8 protein-coding genes are annotated in these 18116 nt (G+C 73.2%); 7 read left to right on the forward strand and 1 reads right to left on the reverse strand.

What is annotated here, in order from left to right:
* The first annotated feature begins 24 nt into the window (after positions 1–24).
* The 6 genes from ACR68M_RS19250 (at position 25) to ACR68M_RS19275 (ending at position 13787) form a co-directional block, all read left to right on the forward strand.
* Positions 25–603 (forward strand): Uma2 family endonuclease, encoded by a 579-nt coding sequence (locus ACR68M_RS19250; protein WP_441245342.1) that lies wholly within the window; start codon positions 25–27, stop codon positions 601–603.
* A gap of 190 nt (positions 604–793) precedes the next feature.
* Positions 794–1549 (forward strand): thioesterase II family protein, encoded by a 756-nt coding sequence (locus ACR68M_RS19255; protein WP_441245343.1) that lies wholly within the window; start codon positions 794–796, stop codon positions 1547–1549.
* A 37-nt stretch (positions 1550–1586) separates the two neighbouring features.
* Positions 1587–1826, forward strand: a complete 240-nt coding sequence (locus ACR68M_RS19260) for an MbtH family protein (protein WP_441245344.1) — start codon at positions 1587–1589, stop codon at positions 1824–1826.
* On the forward strand, positions 1819–10980 hold the full coding sequence (locus ACR68M_RS19265; protein ID WP_441245345.1) for an amino acid adenylation domain-containing protein: 9162 nt from the start codon (positions 1819–1821) through the stop codon (positions 10978–10980). The genes ACR68M_RS19260 and ACR68M_RS19265 overlap by 8 nt, the downstream gene beginning before the upstream one ends.
* Positions 10981–11052: 72 nt before the next feature.
* Positions 11053–11808, forward strand: a complete 756-nt coding sequence (locus tag ACR68M_RS19270; protein ID WP_441245346.1) for an ABC transporter ATP-binding protein — start codon at positions 11053–11055, stop codon at positions 11806–11808.
* Positions 11805–13787, forward strand: a complete 1983-nt coding sequence (locus tag ACR68M_RS19275; RefSeq protein ID WP_441245347.1) for an ABC transporter permease — start codon at positions 11805–11807, stop codon at positions 13785–13787. Before ACR68M_RS19270 ends, ACR68M_RS19275 begins: the two co-directional genes overlap by 4 nt.
* Positions 13788–13862: 75 nt before the next feature.
* Here the strand turns inward: ACR68M_RS19275 and ACR68M_RS19280 are convergent, their stop codons facing one another.
* The gene (locus ACR68M_RS19280) at positions 13863–14804 is read right to left on the reverse strand and encodes a TauD/TfdA family dioxygenase (protein WP_441245348.1); all 942 of its coding nucleotides are present in this window, start codon (positions 14802–14804) and stop codon (positions 13863–13865) included.
* Positions 14805–15039: 235 nt separating this feature from the next.
* On the opposite strand from ACR68M_RS19280, the gene ACR68M_RS19285 reads away from it, so the two are divergent.
* Positions 15040–18021: an AfsR/SARP family transcriptional regulator gene (locus tag ACR68M_RS19285; RefSeq protein ID WP_441245349.1), complete on the forward strand. Its 2982-nt coding sequence runs from the start codon at positions 15040–15042 to the stop codon at positions 18019–18021.
* The last annotated feature ends 95 nt before the right edge of the window (positions 18022–18116 follow it).

Below are 18116 nucleotides of genomic sequence, written 5' to 3' on the forward strand. Positions count from 1 at the left end.
CGGCGTGGAGGACGGAGAGATCCGGTGACTGTCACCGAGGACCGGCCGCAGATGCTGGCCGAGGAGTTCGAACGCATTGCCGTCGCGGCCGAACGCGAGGGAGTCCGGCTGGAGTTCATCCAAGGGAAGCTGGGAGTCAAGGCGGTGCCGGACGGCGACCGCGACGAGATCATCCGCTGGGTGATGCGCCAGTGCATTCAGCAGCGGCCGGATCTCTGGCTCTACCCGGAACGCGGGCTGAAGGTCGAGACCTACCGGAGGGGCCACGCGAAGCCGGACGGCGCTCTTGCTCCCGAGGGCAGTTTCGCGGGGCAGGGGGAGTGGGCGAGTGCCGACCAGGTGCTGATGGTGGTCGAGGTGACCTCGTACGACACCGACACCGACCGGCGTGACCGGGAGGAGAAGCCGCGTGCCTACGCCGAGGCCGGGATCCCGGTGTACCTGCTGATCGACCGGGACTCCTGCGAGACCCTGGTCCACAGCGAGCCCGAGAACGGCGCGTACAGCCTGCTGACCCGCCGCCCGTTCGGCAAGCGGCTCGACCTGCCCGAGCCGGTGGGGATCGCGCTGGACACCGATCCGTTCAAGGAATGGGTGCGCTGACGCGCCCTGACGTCGTGAAGGCATGCGGAGCCCGGGGCGGGGCGCTGCGGCACGTCTCCTGGCCCGGCGCGTGACCGGTGTGCGTACCGTCGAAATATAGGCGGGTGGCGGAGATTGGGCACAGCCGGACATGTGTACGCCCGGCGTCGGGCGCCGGCGGGTGCTCGCCGAGTCGGTTGAAAGGCTTCCGATGTTCGCCCAGACCACGGCGGAAACCGCCCGCTGGTTCCGTACCTTCGTCCCCCGGCCGCACGCTCGCGTGCGGCTGGTCTGCTTCCCGCACGCGGGTGGCGCGGCCGCCGCGTTCCGGGGGTTGGCGGGTCAACTGCCGCCCTCCGTCGAGCTGGTGGCCGTGCAGTACCCGGGGCGGCAGGACCGGTACGGCGAGCAGCCCGCGCCGGACATGGACACCCTCGCCGGTGACATCGCGGCGGCGATCACCCCGCTGCTGGACCGGCCGGTGGCGTTCTTCGGGCACAGCCTCGGCGGCACCGTCGCGTTCGAGACCGCCCGCAAGCTGCCCGCGCGCTACCGCCCGGCGCTGCGGCACTTCTTCGCCTCCGCCCGCCGAGCGCCCTCCGTGCCGAACCCCAACGCCGCGCTGCTGCAGGACGACGCCGGGGTGCTGGAGTACGTCCGCCGGCTCGGCGGCCTCGGTGCCCAGCTGCTGGAGGACGAGGAGCTGCGCGAGATGGCACTGCCGGTGCTGCGCGCCGACTTCCACCTGGTGGACACGTACACCTACACGCCCGGCGCCCCGCTGCTCTGCCCCCTGACCGCCGTGGTGGGCGAGGACGACGCGGCCTGCCGCCCGGAGGACGCCCGCCGCTGGGCGGAGTGCACCGCCGGTGGTTTCGACCTCCAGGTCCTGCCCGGCGGCCACTTCTACCTCGAGTCCGCCGCCGCCGAGCTCACCGCACTGCTCACCGACAAGCTCGCCGTCTAGCCCGACCGGCAAGCCCTCGCCCGAAGGAGGACGCCCCATGACAGACGACCCGTTCAACGACCCGGCCGGGCGCTACCGCGTGCTGGTCAACGACGCAGGTGACCACTCGCTCTGGCCCGTGTTCGCGGCGATCCCGGCCGGGTGGTCGGTGACGCTCGAAGAGGCGACCCGCACCGAGTGCCTCGACCACATCAACAGCCACTGGACCGTTGGCCGTGCTGCCGCAGCCGGTGCGAACGCCGACCGTGAGACCGCGAGGGTGAAGAGCAATGTCTGAAGCGAAGTCCGAGGCGAAGCGCCAGTCGCGGCTGCCGCTGTCGGCCGCCCAGACGGGCATCTGGTTCGCCCACCAGCTGGACGCCTCCGGCTGCCGGTACAACATCTCCGAGTACAAGGACATCCACGGCCCGGTCGACCCGGAGCTGATGGACACCGCCTGGCGTCGGCTGATCGACGAGACCGGGACGTACCGGGTCATGGCGGTGCGGCAGGAGCAGGGCGGCCTGGTCCAGTACGTCGACCCGGACGTCGGTGACCGGCACCTGCCGTTCCTGGACCTCTCGGCGGAGCCGGACCCGCACGCCACCGCCAAGGCCTGGATGGACGCGGACCTCACCCGGCCGGTCGACCTGGCCGAGGGCCGGGTGCACAGCTTCGCGCTGCTGAAGCTGGCCGAGGACCGGTACTACTACTACCAGCGTGCGCACCACGTCACCATCGACGCCTACGGCGGGTCGCTGGTCGGCACCCGCGTCGCCGAGATCTACACCGCGCTGGCCAAGGGCGAGGAGCCCGCCGAGTGCACCTTCGACCCGCTGCCGCTGGTGCTGGAGGAGGACGCGGCCTACCGCGCGTCCGAGGCCGCCGCCGCCGACCTGCAGTACTGGGTGGAGCAGCTCGCCGACCGCCCCGAGCCGCGCCGCCTGGTCGACCGCACCGCCGAGCCGGGTGACGACCGCCCGGCGATCGGCTTCTTCCGCCGTACCGTCACGCTCTCCCAGCAGCACACCGACCGGCTGCGCGAGACGGCCCGCAGTGCCCGCGCGCCGTGGTCGATCCTGCTGATCGCGCTGACCGGCGCGTACCTCCAGCGGATGACCGGCCAGCAGAAGCAGATCCTCGGCCTGCCGGTGACCGGCCGCGCCACCCCGGCGGCCCGCCGGACGCCGAGCATGGCCTCGAACTGGGTGCCGCTGCTGCTGGACGTCCGCCCGGAGGAGAGCGCCGCACAGCTCGTCCGGCAGACCGTCGGCGCGGTGCGCGGCGGCCTGAAGCACCAGCTGCCCCGCTACGAGGACGTCTGCCGCGCGCTCGGCCTGACGGGCTCGGAGGACGGCCTGGTCGGCCCGACCGTCAACATCATGTCCTTCGACTCCGAGCTGCACTTCGGCGAGCACACCGCCTTCGCGCACAACCTCTCCAACGGCCCGGTCGACGACCTCTGCATCGCCGTCTACGACCGTGCCGACGGCCAGGGCCTGACCATCGACTTCGACGCCAGCCCCGAGCTGTACCGCGAGTCCGAGGTCGCCGAGCACCAGGACCGCTTCCTGCGGTTCCTCCAGGCGGTGCTGGACGACCCGGAGACGCCTCTCGGCCAGATCGACCTGCTCACCCCCGAGGAGCGCCACCAGCTGCTGACGGAGTGGAACTCCGCCGCTCTGGCGGCCCCGTACGAGCTCGGCGCGCTGGAGGCGTTCGAGGCCCAGGCCGAGCGCACCCCCGACGCCCCCGCCGTGGTCTGCGACGGCGTCACCGTCAGCTACCGCGAGCTGGACGAGCGTGGCAACCGCCTCGCCCACCACCTCCGTGCCCTCGGCGCGGGCCCGGACGACGTGGTCGGCGTGCTGCTGGACCGCACCCCGGAGCTGCTCGCGAGCCTGCTCGGCGTCTGGAAGGCCGGGGCGGCGTACGTCCCGATGGACCCGTCCTGGCCGACGGCCCGCCTCGACACCGTGCTCTCCGACGCGGGCGCCGTCGCCGTGGTGACTGATCGTCAACTCGCCTTCACCGGGCCGACTGTGGCGCCCGGCGCGGAGCAGGGCAGCCCGGCCACCCGCCTCTCGGGGGCCCACGACCCGGACCGGCTCGCCTACGTCATCTACACCTCCGGCTCGACCGGCAAGCCCAAGGGCGTGCAGATCGGGCACCGCAGCCTCGCCAACTACCTCGGCTGGGCCGTCCAGGACTACACCGGCAACGGCGGCGGCGGTGCGCTGTTCTCCTCCGTCGCCTTCGACCTCGTGGTGCCGACGCTCTGGGTGCCGCTGATGACCGGCGCGCCCGTGCAGCTCTTCCCGCAGGGTCGTGACCTGGCCGAACTCGGCTCCTGGCTGGTCGAGTCGGGCCCGTTCGACTTCCTCAAGCTGACCCCCGGGCACCTCGAGATGCTCTCCCACCAGCTCACCCCGGCCGAGGCGAAGGGCCTTACGCCCGTCCTGGTGGTCGGCGGCGAGGCACTGCTCAGCCAGGTCGCCGAGCGCTGGTGCGCGTGGCTCGGCGGCGGCCGGGTGGTCAACGAGTACGGGCCGACCGAGATCACCGTCGGCAACTGCGTCTTCGACGTCACCGGCCCGCAGCCCACCGAGGTCGTCCCGATCGGCCGGGCGATCCCGGCGACCAGCATGTACGTGCTCGACGGGGCCCTCCAGCCGGTCCCCGTCGGCACCGTCGGCGAGCTCTGGATCGGCGGCTCGGGCCTGGCCCGGGGCTACCTCGGCCAGCCCGCGATGACGGCCGAGCGCTTCGTGCCGGACCCGTTCGGTGCCCCCGGCGGCCGGCTCTACAAGACCGGCGACACCGCCCGGGTGCTGCCCGACGGCAACGTCGACTACCTCGGCCGGGGCGACGACCAGGTCAAGATCCGTGGCTACCGCGTCGAGATCGGCGAGATCGAGGCCGCCCTCGGCCGCCACGACTCGGTGGCCCAGGCCGTCGTGCTGGTCCGCGAGGACCGCCCGGGGGACAAGCGCCTGGTCGCGTACGTCGTGCCGACCCGCCCCCTCGACACCGCCGAGCTGCTCGCCTTCGCGGGGACGCTGCTGCCCGAGTACATGGTGCCCGCCACCGTGCTGACGCTCGACGCGCTGCCGCTCACCGCCAACGGCAAGGTCGACCGGGCCGCGCTGCCCGCCCCCGAACTGCCCTCCGCCGAGAGCTCGCGGGCCCCGCGCACCCCGCGCGAGGAGCTGTTCTGCGAGCTGCTGGCCGAGGTGCTCGGCCTGGCGCACGTCGGCCCGGACGACTCGTTCTTCGACCTCGGCGGCGACAGCATCATGTCGATCCAGCTGGTCTCCCGGGCCCGCCGGGCCGGGCTGACCATCACCGCCCGGGACGTCTTCACCCGCAAGACCGCCGCCGGGTTGGCCGACGCCGCCCTCGACCTGCCGCAGGCCGCCACCGAGGCGCCGGGCGCGGGGATCGGCGTCGTGCCGCTCACCCCGATCGCCCACTGGCTGGCCGAACACCCGGGCGCCGTCGAGCAGTTCGACGCCTACAACCAGTCGATGACGCTCCGCGTCCCGGCCGCGCTCACCGAGGCCGAGCTGACGGCCGCCCTGCAGGCCCTGCTCGACCACCACGACGCGCTGCGCCTGCGGACCACCGACGACTGGCAGTCGGAGATCACCGCCCCCGGCTCGGTCACGGCTGCCGCCTGCATACGTCACGTCGACGCCACCGGCCTCGACACCGACGCCGACGGGCGGGACGACGAGGCCTTCCGCGCGCTGCGCACCGAGGAGGCACTCGCCGCCCGTGCCCGGCTCGCCCCGCGCGAGGGCGTCACGGTGCAGGCCGTCTGGTTCGACCGGGGGCCCACCGAGAGCGGCCAACTGCTGCTGATGGTGCACCACCTGGTGGTCGACGGAGTCTCCTGGCGCATCCTCGCCCCCGACCTGGCCGAGGCCTGGCAGGCCGTCACCGAGGGCCGCGCCCCGGCCCTCGACCCCGTCGGCACCTCCTACCGTGGCTGGGCGCACCGGCTGGCCGCCGAGGCCCAGCGCCCCGAGCGGGAGGCCGAACTCGGCTGGTGGCAGGCCACCCTGGACGGCGCCGAGCCGTCCTGGATCAACCCCGTGACGGACACCCACGGCAGCGCCGAGCGGCTCACCCTGCGGCTGCCCGCCGAGATCACCGAACAGCTGCTCACCACCCTGCCCGCCGCCTTCCACGCCGAGGTCAACGACGTCCTGCTGGCCGCCTTCGCGCTGGCCTGCGACGGCGCCGCCCTGCTCGACCTCGAAGGCCACGGCCGCGAGAGCGACGCACTCGGCGGCGGCGACCTCTCCCGGACGGCGGGCTGGTTCACCAGCCTCTACCCCGTCCGCCTCGACGCCGGCGCGCTCGACCTCGCCGAGGCCCGCGCGGGCGGCCCGGCCGCCGGGGCGCTGCTCAAGCGGGTCAAGGAGCAGCTGCGCGCCGTCCCCGACAAGGGCATCGGCTACGGCCTGCTGCGCCACCTCAACCCGCGCACCGGCCCGCTGCTGGCCGAACTCCCGCGCCCACAGATCGGGTTCAACTACCTGGGCCGGTTCGCCGCCGCCGAGGCGGAGGCCGACTGGGCCGTCGTCCCGGAGCTGGACGGCCGGGTGCCCGGCGCCGACGAGCGGATGCCGCTCGCCCACCGCGTCGAGGTCAACGCGCTGACCCAGGACGGTCCGCACGGCCCGGAGCTGGTCGCCGAGTGGAGCTGGGCCCCGCGCCTGCGCTCCGCCGGGAGCGTCCGGCGGCTCGCCGAGGCGTGGTTCGACGCCCTGCGCGCCCTGGCCACGCACGCCACCAGCCCCGGCGCCGGTGGCCGCACCCCGTCCGACCTGGCCCCGGCCGGTCTCCAGCAGTCCGAGATCGAGGCGCTCGAAGCCGAGATCCCGGATCTGGCGGACGTGCTGCCGCTCTCCCCGCTCCAGGAGGGCCTGTTCTTCCACGGGCTGTACGACACCCAGGAGGCCGACGTCTACCTGGCCCAGCTGGAGCTGGACCTCGAAGGCCCGCTCGACCCGGCCGCCCTGCGGGCCGCCGCCGAGGCGCTGCTCGACCGGCACGCCAACCTGCGCGCGGGCTTCCGCAGCAGCCTGCGCCGCCCGGTGCAGGTCATCCCGGCGAGCGTCGAACTCCCGTGGCGTGAGGCCGATGTGACCGACCGGCCGGAGCAGGCCGAGCAGATAGCCGCCGAGGAGCGCGGCCGCCGCTTCGACCTCGCCCGCCCGCCGCTGCTGCGCTTCGCACTGCTGCGCCTCGCCGATGGCCACCACCGCCTGGTGCTCACCAACCACCACCTCCTGCTGGACGGCTGGTCGATGCCGGTGCTGATCCAGGAGCTGCTGGCGCTGTACGCGGCCGGCGGCGACGGCACCGTGCTGCCCAGGGTCCGGCCGTACCGCGAGCACCTCCAGCACCTGGACACCCAGGACCGGATGGCCGCCCGCGCCGCCTGGCAGGCAGCGCTCGCCGGGCTGGAGGAGCCGACCCGGGTCCGTGCCGTGGCGCCCGGCCGGGTGCCGGTGCCGCCGAAGCGGCTCGAGTTCCGGGCCCCCGAGCAGCTCGGTACGGCCCTGGCCGAGCAGGCCCGCGCCCACGGCCTGACGCTCAATACCCTGCTCCAGGGCGCCTGGGCGATCACCCTCGGCAGGATCACCGGCTCCACCGACGTCACCTTCGGCGTCACCGTCTCCGGCCGCTCGCCCGAACTGCGCGGCTCCGAACGCATGGTGGGCCTGTTCATCAACACCCTGCCGCTGCGCCTGCGGCTGCGCGCCTCGGAGACCGTGGCCGAGCTGCTGGGCCGCCTCCAGACCGAGCAGTCCGGGCTGCTGGAGCACCAGCACCTGGGCCTCGCCGAGATCCAGGAGCTCGCCGGTCTCGGTGAACTCTTCGACACCGCCATGGTGTTCGAGAACTACCCGCTGGACGCGAGCGCCCTGCACGCGCCCGCCGGGGGAGTGCGCCTGACCGACGTCCGGGTGCACGACGCGGTGCACTACACGCTCGGCCTGATGGCCGTCCCCGAGGGCGACACCCTCGCCTTCCGGATGGACTACCAGACCGATCTGCTCTCCGCCGCCGAGGCCCAGGAGATCGCCGACCGCCTGCTGCGCGTCCTGCACGCCCTCGCGGCCGACCCGGCGCTGCCGCTGGGCCGCCTCGACGCCCTCGCCCCCGAGGAGCGGCACCGGCTGCTCACCGAGTGGAACGACACCGCCGTCCCGGTCGCCCCCGACACCCTGCCCGCGCTCTTCCAGGCGCAGGTGGCCGAGCGCGGCGCAGCCGTCGCCCTGGCCTTCGACGCCGGTCAGCCGAGCAGCACCGGTCAGCCAAGCAGCACCGAGCGGCCGAGCAGCACCGAGCAGCTCAGCTACACCGAGCTGAACGAGCGCGCCAACCGCCTCGCCCGGCTGCTGGTCGAGCACGGCGCGGGCCCCGAGCGGTTCGTGGCGATCGCCCTGGAGCGCTCGATCGAGCTGATCGTCGCCCAGCTCGCCGTACTCAAGGCCGGTGCGGCCTTCCTGCCGCTCGACCCGCGCTACCCGGCCGACCGGATCGCCTACATGCTCACCGACGCCGACCCGGCCCTGGTGATCACCACGGGCGCGGTCGCCGCCGAGTTGCTCGCCGACAGCGCTGTGCCGCGCCTGCTGGTCGAGCAGACCGACACCGCCGCGTACCCGGCCGGGGATCTCACCGACGCCGACCGCAGCGCGCCGCTCACGGCCCGCCACCCGGCGTACGTGATCTACACCTCCGGCTCCACCGGCCGCCCCAAGGGTGTGGTGGTCACCCACACCGGGCTGGCCAGCATGGTGGAGAGCCAGCGCACGGGGCTCGCCGTCACCACCGACAGCCGGGTGCTGCTCTTCGCCTCGCCGAGCTTCGACGCGGCCGTCTGGGAGCTGGGCATGGCTCTGCTCACCGGCGCCCGTGCGGTGCTCGCCGATGCCGAACGCCTGCTCCCCGGGCCCTCGTTGGTCGAGCTGATCGCCGAGCAGGGCGTCACCCACGTCACCCTGCCGCCGACCGCGCTGGCCGTGCTGGCGCCGGATGCGCTGCCCGTCGGCGGCACCCTGGTGGTGGCCGGCGAGGCCTGCCCGCCCGACCTGGTCGAGTACTGGTCCGGCCGACTGCGGATGGTCAACGCCTACGGCCCGACCGAGTCGACGGTCTGCGCCAGCATGAGCGCGCCGCTCTCCGGTCGCGTCCTGCCGCCGATGGGCCTTCCGGTCGCCAACACCCAGCTGTACGTGCTGGATTCGTCCCTCCAGCCGGTCCCGGCCGGGGTGGTCGGTGAGCTGTGGATCGCCGGTGCCGGGCTGGCCCGGGGCTACCTGAACCGCCCCGACCTCTCCGCCGAACGCTTCGTCGCCAACCCCTTCGGCGAGCCGGGCAGCCGGATGTACCGCTCGGGTGACCTCGTCCGCCGTCAGGCCGACGGCAGCCTGGAGTACCTGGGCCGGGCCGACCACCAGGTCAAGGTGCGCGGCTTCCGGATCGAGCCGGGCGAGATCGAGGCCGTGCTCGCCCGGCACCCCTCGCTGGCCCAGGCGTTCGTCCTGGTCCGGGAGGACCGGCCGGGCGACCGCCGCCTGGTCGGGTACGCCGTCGCCGAGCCGGGCGAGCGGGTCGACGCGGCCGCGCTGCGGGCCTTCGTCGGCGAGACGCTGCCCGACTACATGGTCCCCTCCTCGGTGGTGGCCCTGGAGGCGCTGCCGCTCACCGCCAACGGCAAGGTCGACCGCAAGGCGCTGCCCGCGCCGGAGGTCGCCGCCACCGGCCCGCGCACCGCCCCGGCCACCCCGCAGGAGGCCGCCCTCTGCGTGAGCTTCGCCGAGGTGCTCGGCACCGAACTGGTGGGCGCCGACGAGTCGTTCTTCGATCTCGGCGGTGACAGCATCCTGGCGATCCAGTTCGTCGCCAGGGCCCGCGCCGCCGGTCTGGTGGTCACCGTCCGCGAGGTCTTCCAGCACCGTACGGCGCAGGCCCTGGCCGCCGTCGCCCGCCCGCTGGAGACGGCCCCGACCGTCACCCGGTCGGTGTTCGCCGACGCCGAGTCCGAGCAGGAGGCCGCCGAACTCCTGGCTGCCGAGCCCGAGTTCGCGGACGCCCTGCCGCTCTCCTCGCTCCAGGAGGGCTTCCTCTTCCACGCCCTGCTGGCCGACGAGGAGATCGACGTCTACACCACCCAGGTCTTCTTCGACCTGCACGGCGGCCTCGACCTCCCCCGGCTGCGCTCCTCCGCCGAGCAGCTGCTCGCCCGGCACCCCGGCCTGCGGGCCGGCTTCCGCCAGGCGGGCCTCAGCCGCCCGCTCCAGGTGATCCACCGCGAGGTCGAACTCCCCTGGTACGAGGACGACCTGAGCGGGCACGGCGGGCAGGCCGTCGCCGAGGCCGAGCGGCTCGCCCAGGCCGACCGGCTGCGGAAGTTCGACTTCGAGCGCCCGCCGCTGCTGCGCCTGCGGGTCGTCAAGCTGGGCGACTCGCTGCACCGGGTGATTCTGACTGGCCACCACATCCTCTGGGACGGCTGGTCGGTGCCCGTCCTGCTCGACGAGCTGTTCACGGCGTACGGCCGGGGCGGCGACGCGAGCGGCCTGCCCGCGCCGACGCCCTTCCGGGACTACCTCGACTGGGTCGCCGGGCAGGAACACGCTGCCGCCCGCGCTGCCTGGGCGGAGTCGCTCTCCGGCGGGCCCCGGCCGACGCTGGTCGCCCCGGAGGCGGCCCACCGTGAGCCCGTCCAGCAGCACTCCGTCGGCGTCGAGCTGACGGAGGAGTTCACCGCCGCGCTGGCGGACGCCGCCCGTGAGCACGGCGTCACCCTCAACACCGTGGTGCAGGGCGCCTGGGCACTGGTGCTGGCCCGGATGACCGGGGAGCAGGACGTCGTCTTCGGCGCCACCGTCTCCGGCCGCCCGGCCGAGATCCCCGGCGTCGAGCGGATGATCGGGATGTTCCTCAACACCCTGCCCGTCCGAGTCCGCCTCGACGAGGACGAGCCGCTCGCCGGGCTGCTCGCCCGACTCCAGGACGAGCAGGCCAGGCTGATGCCGCACCACCACCTAGGGCTCAGCGAGATCCAGCAACTCGCTGGCGGCAAGGTCCTGTTCGACACCACCACGATCCACCAGAACGCCCCGCTCGACGTCTCCGCGCTGGCCGCCAAGCTCGACGGCCTCCGGCTCGGCGACGCCGACAGCATCGATGCGACGCACTACCCGCTCCGGATGCAGGCCGTCCCCGCCCTCCACGGCACCGGCCTCGAACTCCGGATCGGCTACCGCCCGGACGTCTACGATCAGCCGGAGGCACAGCGCATCCTCGACCAACTCCACCGCGCCGTAGCCACCTTGGTGGAGGCCCCGCAGACCCCGGTCGGCCGGGTCGAGCTGATATCCGCCGAGGAGCAGGCTCAGCTCCTGGCCGGCTGGGGAGGTTATTAGGGCCTGCTGGGCCCCGCGCCCCCGTTAGTGCATGGCTGATACGTGCGATGAGCTGGTAGGAAGTGAATCACTATGGATAGCAACGATGTAGTACGCCTGGAACAGGTCACCCGTTCCTACGGCGCCGGGCAGAACGCCGTCACCGCACTCGGCGGTGTGACCGTCGGCTTCGCCCGCGGCACCTTCACCGCCGTCATGGGCCCGTCGGGCTCGGGCAAGAGCACCCTGCTCCAGTGCGCGGCCGGGCTCGACCGGCCGGACTCCGGCCAGGTCATGGTGGACGGCGTCGACCTGGGCAGCCTCGACGAGACCGCCCTCACCGTGCTGCGGCGCGAGCAACTCGGTTTCATCTTCCAGTCCTTCAACCTGCTCGGCGCCCTCACGGCCGAGCAGAACGTCGGCCTCCCGCTCCGCCTCGCCGGGCGCAAGCCCGACAGCGGTAAGGTCCGGGCCGCCCTCGCCCAGGTCGGCCTGGGCGAGCGGGTCGGCCACCTGCCGTCCCAGCTCTCCGGCGGCCAGCAGCAGCGCGTCGCCATCGCCCGCGCGCTGATCTCCGCCCCCAAGGTGCTCTTCGCCGACGAGCCGACCGGCGCCCTGGACAGCTCCAGCAGCCGCGACGTGCTCGCCCTGCTCCGCTCGCTGGTCGACGAGCAGGGCCAGAGCACCATCATGGTCACCCACGACCCGGTCGCCGCCTCGTACGCGGACACCGTGCTCTTCCTGGCCGACGGCCAGGTCGTCGACCGGCTCGTGGCGCCCGACCCGCAGACCGTCGCCGAGCGGATGACCAGCCTGGAGTCGGCCCGGGGCGGCGGTGCGCCGCGATGAACGGCCTCCTGCTGCTGCTCCCCGTCGCCGCCGCCACCCTGCGCCGCCGGTGGCTGGCCTTCCTCGGCTCGTTCGTCGCGCTCGCGCTCGGCGTCGCCGTGATGTCCGCCGCCGGGGTGCTGCTCAACACCACCATGGGTGAGGACTCGCTGCCCGGCGCGCCCTCGCTGCACAAGCTGATCAGCTTCATGGCCGCGATGGCCGGGTTCGTCTCGGTCTTCGTGGTCTCCAGCACCTTCGCCTTCGCCGTCGCCCAGCGCCGCCAGGAGACGGCGATGCTCCGGGCCGTCGGCGCCACCCCCCGGCAGGTCCGCTGGCTGGTCCTCGGCGAGGCCGTCGTGGTCGCCGTCGTGGCCGCTGTCGCCGGCTGCCTGCTCGGCCTGGCCGTCGCCCCCGCGATCGCCTCCTGGCTGGTCTCGCAGGGCGCCGCCCCGGCCGGGTTCCGCTCCGAGCCCGCCCTGCTGCCGCTGCTGCTCGCCGGAGCGGGGGGCCTCGCCGTCGCCCTGCTCGGCGCCTTCGCGGCGTCCCGCCGGGCAGGTCGGGTCCGGCCGGTCGAGGCGCTCAGCGAGGTCGCCGTCGACAAGAAGGTGATGCCGCCGATCCGCTGGATCGGCGCCGTGCTCTACCTCGGCCTGTTCGTCTACACGCTCCAGACCTTCATCTCGCCGTCCGGCTCGATGATGGCCGACCCGCAGTCGCGTGACCCGGAGACCACCCCGCAGTGGGCGCTGCTCTTCGACGTGATGGCGGTGCTGGCGATCGTGCTGGTCGCCCCCGTCCTGGTGCCGCCGGTGGTCCGTCTCTTCACCGCGCTCGTCCCGCTCTTCCCCGGCGCGGCCGGTCTGATCGCCCGGCAGAACGCGCTCGCCGCGATCCGCCGCACGGTCTCCACCGCGACCCCGGTCTTCCTGGTCATCGGCCTGGCCGGCTCCGTGGTCGGCGGCACCGTCGCGTTCAGTGACGCGATGGCCGCCCAGGGCCGCGCGGCCCTCAAGGCGCCGTACGTGATCGAGCCCGGCCGCTCCGGCGCCATCCCCGCCGACGCCCTCCAACGCCTGGCCGCCCTCCCCGGCGCCCAGCTGACCACCGCCGGAGTCGTCCAGTTCACCGGCCTCACCGGCCAGGAGCAGCGCCTCGCCCCCGGCCGCCCCGCCGACCTGCCGATCCCCGAGAACGGCCTGGCCGTCGACGGCGACCTGCGCACCGCCTGGAACCTCACCGCCGACGCAGGCTCGCTCGCCGACCTGCACGGCAGGACCGTCGCCGTCTCCTCCGACATGGCCAAGGTCTTCGGCTGGCAGGTCGGCGACACCCTCAACGCGACCCTCGGCGACGGCACGACCGCCCAGCTGCGCCTGGTCGCCCAGGTGCACCACCTGCTGCCGCACCTGCCGGAGATCGTCGTCCCCCGCGAAGCCCTCAGCGGCCGGGCGGCCGTCAACGTCGCCTACCTGGGCGTCGGCGCCGGGGCGGACGTCACCAAGGCCCTCGGCGACCCGACGGTGGCCACGGCCACCACCGGCGGCGCCTGGGTCGATGCCCACAACGAGCAGACCACCAAGAACGGCTGGATCTCCATGCTGGCGATCCTCGGCCCGGCCCTGCTCTACGCCCTGATCGCCATCGTCAACACGATGATGATGTCCACGGGTGACCGCCTCCGGGATTTCGCGACCCTCCGCCTCACCGGCGGCACCCGCCGCCAGGTGCTGCGCGTGGTGGCCGTCGAGACCCTGCTCGTGGTCGCCACGGCGGCTGCCCTCGGCCTGATCGTCACGCTGGTCACCCAGTACGCGACCGTCCTGTTGATCGAGAACCGCATCCTCGACACGGCCCAGAGCGCGGCCTACCAGCTGCCCTGGACAGCCCTCGCCGGCTCGGCCGCCGTCTGCCTGGTCCTCGCCCTCACCGCCAGCCTCATCCCCGCCCGCCTGGCCCTGCGCACCCGCCCCCTCGACCTGGTGGCCGGCCGCCAGTAGCCAGTCGCACCACCAGGGCACGAAGAAGGGTCCGACTCGGAACGAGTCGGACCCTTCCCCTTATATAGGCCGATGTCAGTCGGACATGGCGACGAGCACGCGCCGGCTCCCCGTGAACGGCCGCCGCCCGTGCCCGACGAGCACGTTGTCGATCAGCAGCACGTCCCCCGGGCGCCAGTCGACGTTCACCGCGCACTCCAGTCCACGGTCGCGGATCTGCTCGACCCACTCGGCGGGGATCGGCGTGCCGTCGGCGAGGGTGACGGACTGCGGCAGGTCCTCCGGCGGCAGGATGCTGGCCAGGGTGGCGGCGGTCTCGTCGCCGAGCCCGGCCGGGTGCCACTGGTCGGCCTGGTTGAACCAGACCTCGGTGCCGGTCACCGGGTGCCGGGTGGTGGCCGGGCGCAGCTGCGCGACCCGCAGGCCGCCGTCCTTCTTCCACTCCCAGGTCGCGGCCGTCCCGGAGAGGAACGCCTCGACCTCCTCGCGGCTCTCGGTCTCGAAGGTCTGCTGCCAGCTCTTGCCGAAGCCGTAGCCGTCGTGCAGGTTCTGCAGGTAGCGGACGCCGCCGGAGAACGCCTCCCGCACCTCCGGGTCGAGCGCCTCCAGCCACCGGACGCCGTCCACCACGGGGGTGGCGCCGCCGGTCTCGGCCGCGATCTCGCAGTAGAACGCGAGCCGGGCCGGCCACTGGTGGGCGTACGACATCTCGTTGTGCATCGAGATGGTGAACTCCTGGGGGTACTCCGTGGAGGTGTAGAGGTTCTGCCCGACCTTGGTGCGCGGCGAGTTACCGTGCACGTACGCCAGGCGGTTCGGCAGCAGCAGGTCGAAGACCTTGTCGAGCTCGCCGGGCGTCACGCCGAAGCCGCGGAAGACCAGGGCCTTCTCACGCGTCAGCAGACCGGCGAGGTCGTCCAGCCGCTGGAGGTGGTCGATCAGACCGTACGGGGTGGCCTCGGCGCCGACGTCCGCCGGGCCGATCTCAGCCGGAATCCAGTTCTGTTCTGCGCCCATGGGGGACAGCTCTCTCCGTAGTCGGATATATCACCGCCACCCTTGCCGCGCCGACCATGCGAGATCATTACAGCTTCTATACACCCCCTGAAGATTACCCTCCGTAAGGGGGGGAGCGGTGGAGCGTTCCGACCGGTACTGTGATCATCGGCGGGGGAGGGACGTGCTACAGACCCTCATGCCGGTACGGACGTCCTCAAAAACGGGGAGGGGCGTCCGATGAACGGGGGATCGGTTGGACGTTCAACTCGACTTCGGATTGTTGGGCCCGCTCTCGGTAGCGGCGGACGGCCGCCGGATTGCCGTAGGCGGGCCGAGGCAGCGCACCATCCTCGCCCTGCTCCTGCTCGCGCCGGACGCCATCGTCTCGGTCGACGCCATGGTCGAGGCGGTGTGGCAGGGCGATCCGCCGGCGACCGCGCGTACCCAGGTGGCGATCTGCATCGCCGGGCTGCGCAAGATCTTCCGCGCGGAGGGCTGCGTCGACGAGCTGATCGCCACCGCGCACCCGGGCTACCAGTTCAACGCGGGCGGCCACCGGATCGACCTGCTGGCCTTCGAGGGGATGGTCGCCGCCGCGGAGCAGGCCGCCGCCCAGGCCCGGACGGCGGAGGCGGGCGAGCTCTACGAGCGGGCGCTCGGGCTCTGGCGCGGCCCGGTGCTGGAGGGGGTCACCGGCCGTCCGGTCGAGGACGAGGCGGCGCGGCTCGAAGAGGTGCGGCTGGCCTGCTACGAGGCGTCCACCGAGCTGCAGCTCGCGCTCGGCCGCCATCTGGACGTGATCGGCTCGCTGAACGCCGTGGTGCGCGAGCACCCGCTGCGTGAGCGGGCCCGGCACGCCCTGATGCTGGCGCAGTACCGCGCCGGGCGAAGAGCCGAGGCGATGGAGACCTTCCGGGAGGGCCGTCGGCAGTTCATCGACGAGCTGGGCCTCGAACCGGGCACCCCACTGCTCCAACTGCACGACGCCATCCTGCGCGACGACCCGGCCCTCGACCTGCCCGAGGCGTCCGCCGCCGAGCCCGCCGAGGAGCCCGCGCCGGCCCCGGCCGCCGAGCAGCGCCCCACCCCCTCCTTCCTGCCGCCGAACGTGCCCGCCTTCACCGGCCGGGGCGCCGAGACCGCGCTGCTCGACCAACTCGTCGAGCACGGCCGCTCGGAGGAGCAGCCCCCCGGCATCGGCTTCGTCACCGGCGTCGCCGGGGTCGGCAAGACCGGTCTGGCCGTGCACTGGGCGCACCGCGTCTCGGGGCACTTCCCGGACGGCCGCCTCTACGTCGACCTCTGCGGCCACGACGAGACGCACGAGCCGACCAGCGCCGCCGACGTGCTCAGCCGCTTCCTGCGCGCCCTCGGCGTGCCGAGCGAGCAGATCCCGGCCGATCCGGGCGAGCGGACCTCGCTCTACCGCAGTCTGCTCGCCGACCGCCGGGTGCTGGTGGTGCTCGACAACGCCCGTACGGTGGCGCAGATCCGCCCGCTGCTGCCGAGCAACGGCCAGTGCTGCGTGATCGTCACCAGCCGTGAGCCGATGGAGCAGCTGATGCTCCGGTACGGCGCGGTGCGGGTCCAACTCGGCGTGCTGCCACCGGCGGAGGCGATCGAGCTGCTCGGCCGGATCGTGCCCGACGACAAGATCGCCGCCGATCCGGTGCAGGCCGAGCGGCTCGCCGAGCTGTGCGACCGGCTGCCGCTGGCGCTGCGGATCGCGGGCGCCCGGCTGGCCTCCAAGGCGCACTGGTCGGTCAAGCACCTCGTCGCCCGGCTGGCCGACGAGCGCCGGCGGCTGGACGAGCTCAGCCAGGGCGAGTCCCAGGTCCGGGCCGGGTTCGCGCTCAGCTACCGCTATCTGCCCTCCGATGCGGCCCGGCTCTACCGCCGGCTGGCCCTGCTGGAGGCCCCCGACGTCACGGTCTGGGCCGCCGCCGCCCTGCTCGACGTGCACCCCTTCGAGGCCGAGCGGCTGTTGGAGCACCTGGTGGACGTCCAACTGCTGGAGGTCGTCGGCAGCGACGGCACCGGCCAGCTGCGCTTCCGCCAGCAGAACCTGCTGCGGCTCTTCGCCAAGGAGCGGGTGCAGGCGGAGGAGGATCCGGCCGAGCGTGAGGAGAGCCTGGACCGCGCCCTGCGCGCCTGGCTGACCATCGCCGAGCAGGCGCACCGCCAGGAGTACGGCGGCGACTTCTCGTTGATCCACGGCAGCACCCCGCGTTACCCCGTCGACGAACTCCTGCTGGAGGAGCTGATCGCCTCCCCGCTGGACTGGTTCGAGGCCGAGCGGCTCTCGCTGATCGCCGCCGTCGACCAGTCCGCCCGGCTCGGCAAGGACGAGCTGGCGTGGGACCTGGCGGTCTCGGCGACGGTGCTCTTCGAGACCCGGGACTACATGGAGGACTGGCGGTCCTGCTGCGAGAGCGCACTTGCTGCGACTCGGGCGGCCGGGAATCTCCGGGGCGAGGCGGTGATGCTCGAATCCCTCGGCGCCTCGCGGATCCGCACCCGTCATCTGACGGAGGCCGGTGAGCTGCTGCAGCTGGCGCTGGCCCGGTTCGACGAAATGGGTGAGGTGCACGGGCGGGCGCTGACGCTGCGCTCACTCGCCGTCATGGACCGGACCTTGGGTGACGTCGAGTTGGCCGGAGCCCGGTTGAGGGAGGCTGTGGAGACCTTCCGCAAGGTCGGTGATCTGTCCTCGGAGGCGCACGCCCTGGGCTACCTGGCTCAGGGTGAGCTGGACTCTGGACGGGCCGAGGATGCACTGCGCTTCGGGCTGGAGTCGGTCGAGGTCTCCCGGAGGATCGGGGAGACCCGGGGGATGGCACAGGCGGTGTACCGACTCGGGCGGGCCTACCTGATGTCGGACAGCTTCGATCTGGCCGAGGAGTCCCTCCGCGAGGTGGTCAGGATCGTGGCGGCCAAGCGCGATCGCCTGGGCATGGTCTACGCCCGGCTCGGTCTCGGGGAGACCGAGCTGAGACGTGGTCGTCCCGACTGCGCGGAGACCGAGTTGCTGGCCGCGCTGGACGTGGCGGAGCAGATTCACAACCCGGTGGCGGAGGGCCGTGTCCATCGGACGCTCGGTCAGGTCAGCCGGGCGCTGGGCCGGACGGAGGAGGCCCGGCAGCGGATGAGCCGTGCCCGGGAGATCTTCCGGAGTGCCGGGGCGGAGCGGGAGCTGAAGCTGACCGAGGAGGAGCTCGCCACCTTGGCCGGTTGACCCTCGGTAGGACCCGAAGCCCCGTGGCGGGCATCCCTTTCCGGATGCCCGCCACGGGGCTTCCGCATATCCTCGGGATATTTCGAATTGATAGC

It is taken from the genome of Kitasatospora sp. McL0602, from assembly GCF_052076145.1.
GTDB lineage: Bacteria > Actinomycetota > Actinomycetes > Streptomycetales > Streptomycetaceae > Kitasatospora.

Excerpts from the sequence above, each read along its gene's own strand:
- ACR68M_RS19255 (WP_441245343.1), top strand. The coding sequence starts at position 794 with ATGTTCGCCCAGACCACGGCGGAAACCGCCCGCTGGTTCCGTACCTTC.
- ACR68M_RS19260 (WP_441245344.1), top strand. The coding sequence starts at position 1,587 with ATGACAGACGACCCGTTCAACGACCCGGCCGGGCGCTACCGCGTGCTG.
- ACR68M_RS19265 (WP_441245345.1), top strand. The coding sequence starts at position 1,819 with ATGTCTGAAGCGAAGTCCGAGGCGAAGCGCCAGTCGCGGCTGCCGCTG.
- ACR68M_RS19270 (WP_441245346.1), top strand. The coding sequence starts at position 11,053 with ATGGATAGCAACGATGTAGTACGCCTGGAACAGGTCACCCGTTCCTAC.
- ACR68M_RS19275 (WP_441245347.1), top strand. The coding sequence starts at position 11,805 with ATGAACGGCCTCCTGCTGCTGCTCCCCGTCGCCGCCGCCACCCTGCGC.
- ACR68M_RS19280 (WP_441245348.1), bottom strand. The coding sequence starts at position 14,804 with ATGGGCGCAGAACAGAACTGGATTCCGGCTGAGATCGGCCCGGCGGAC.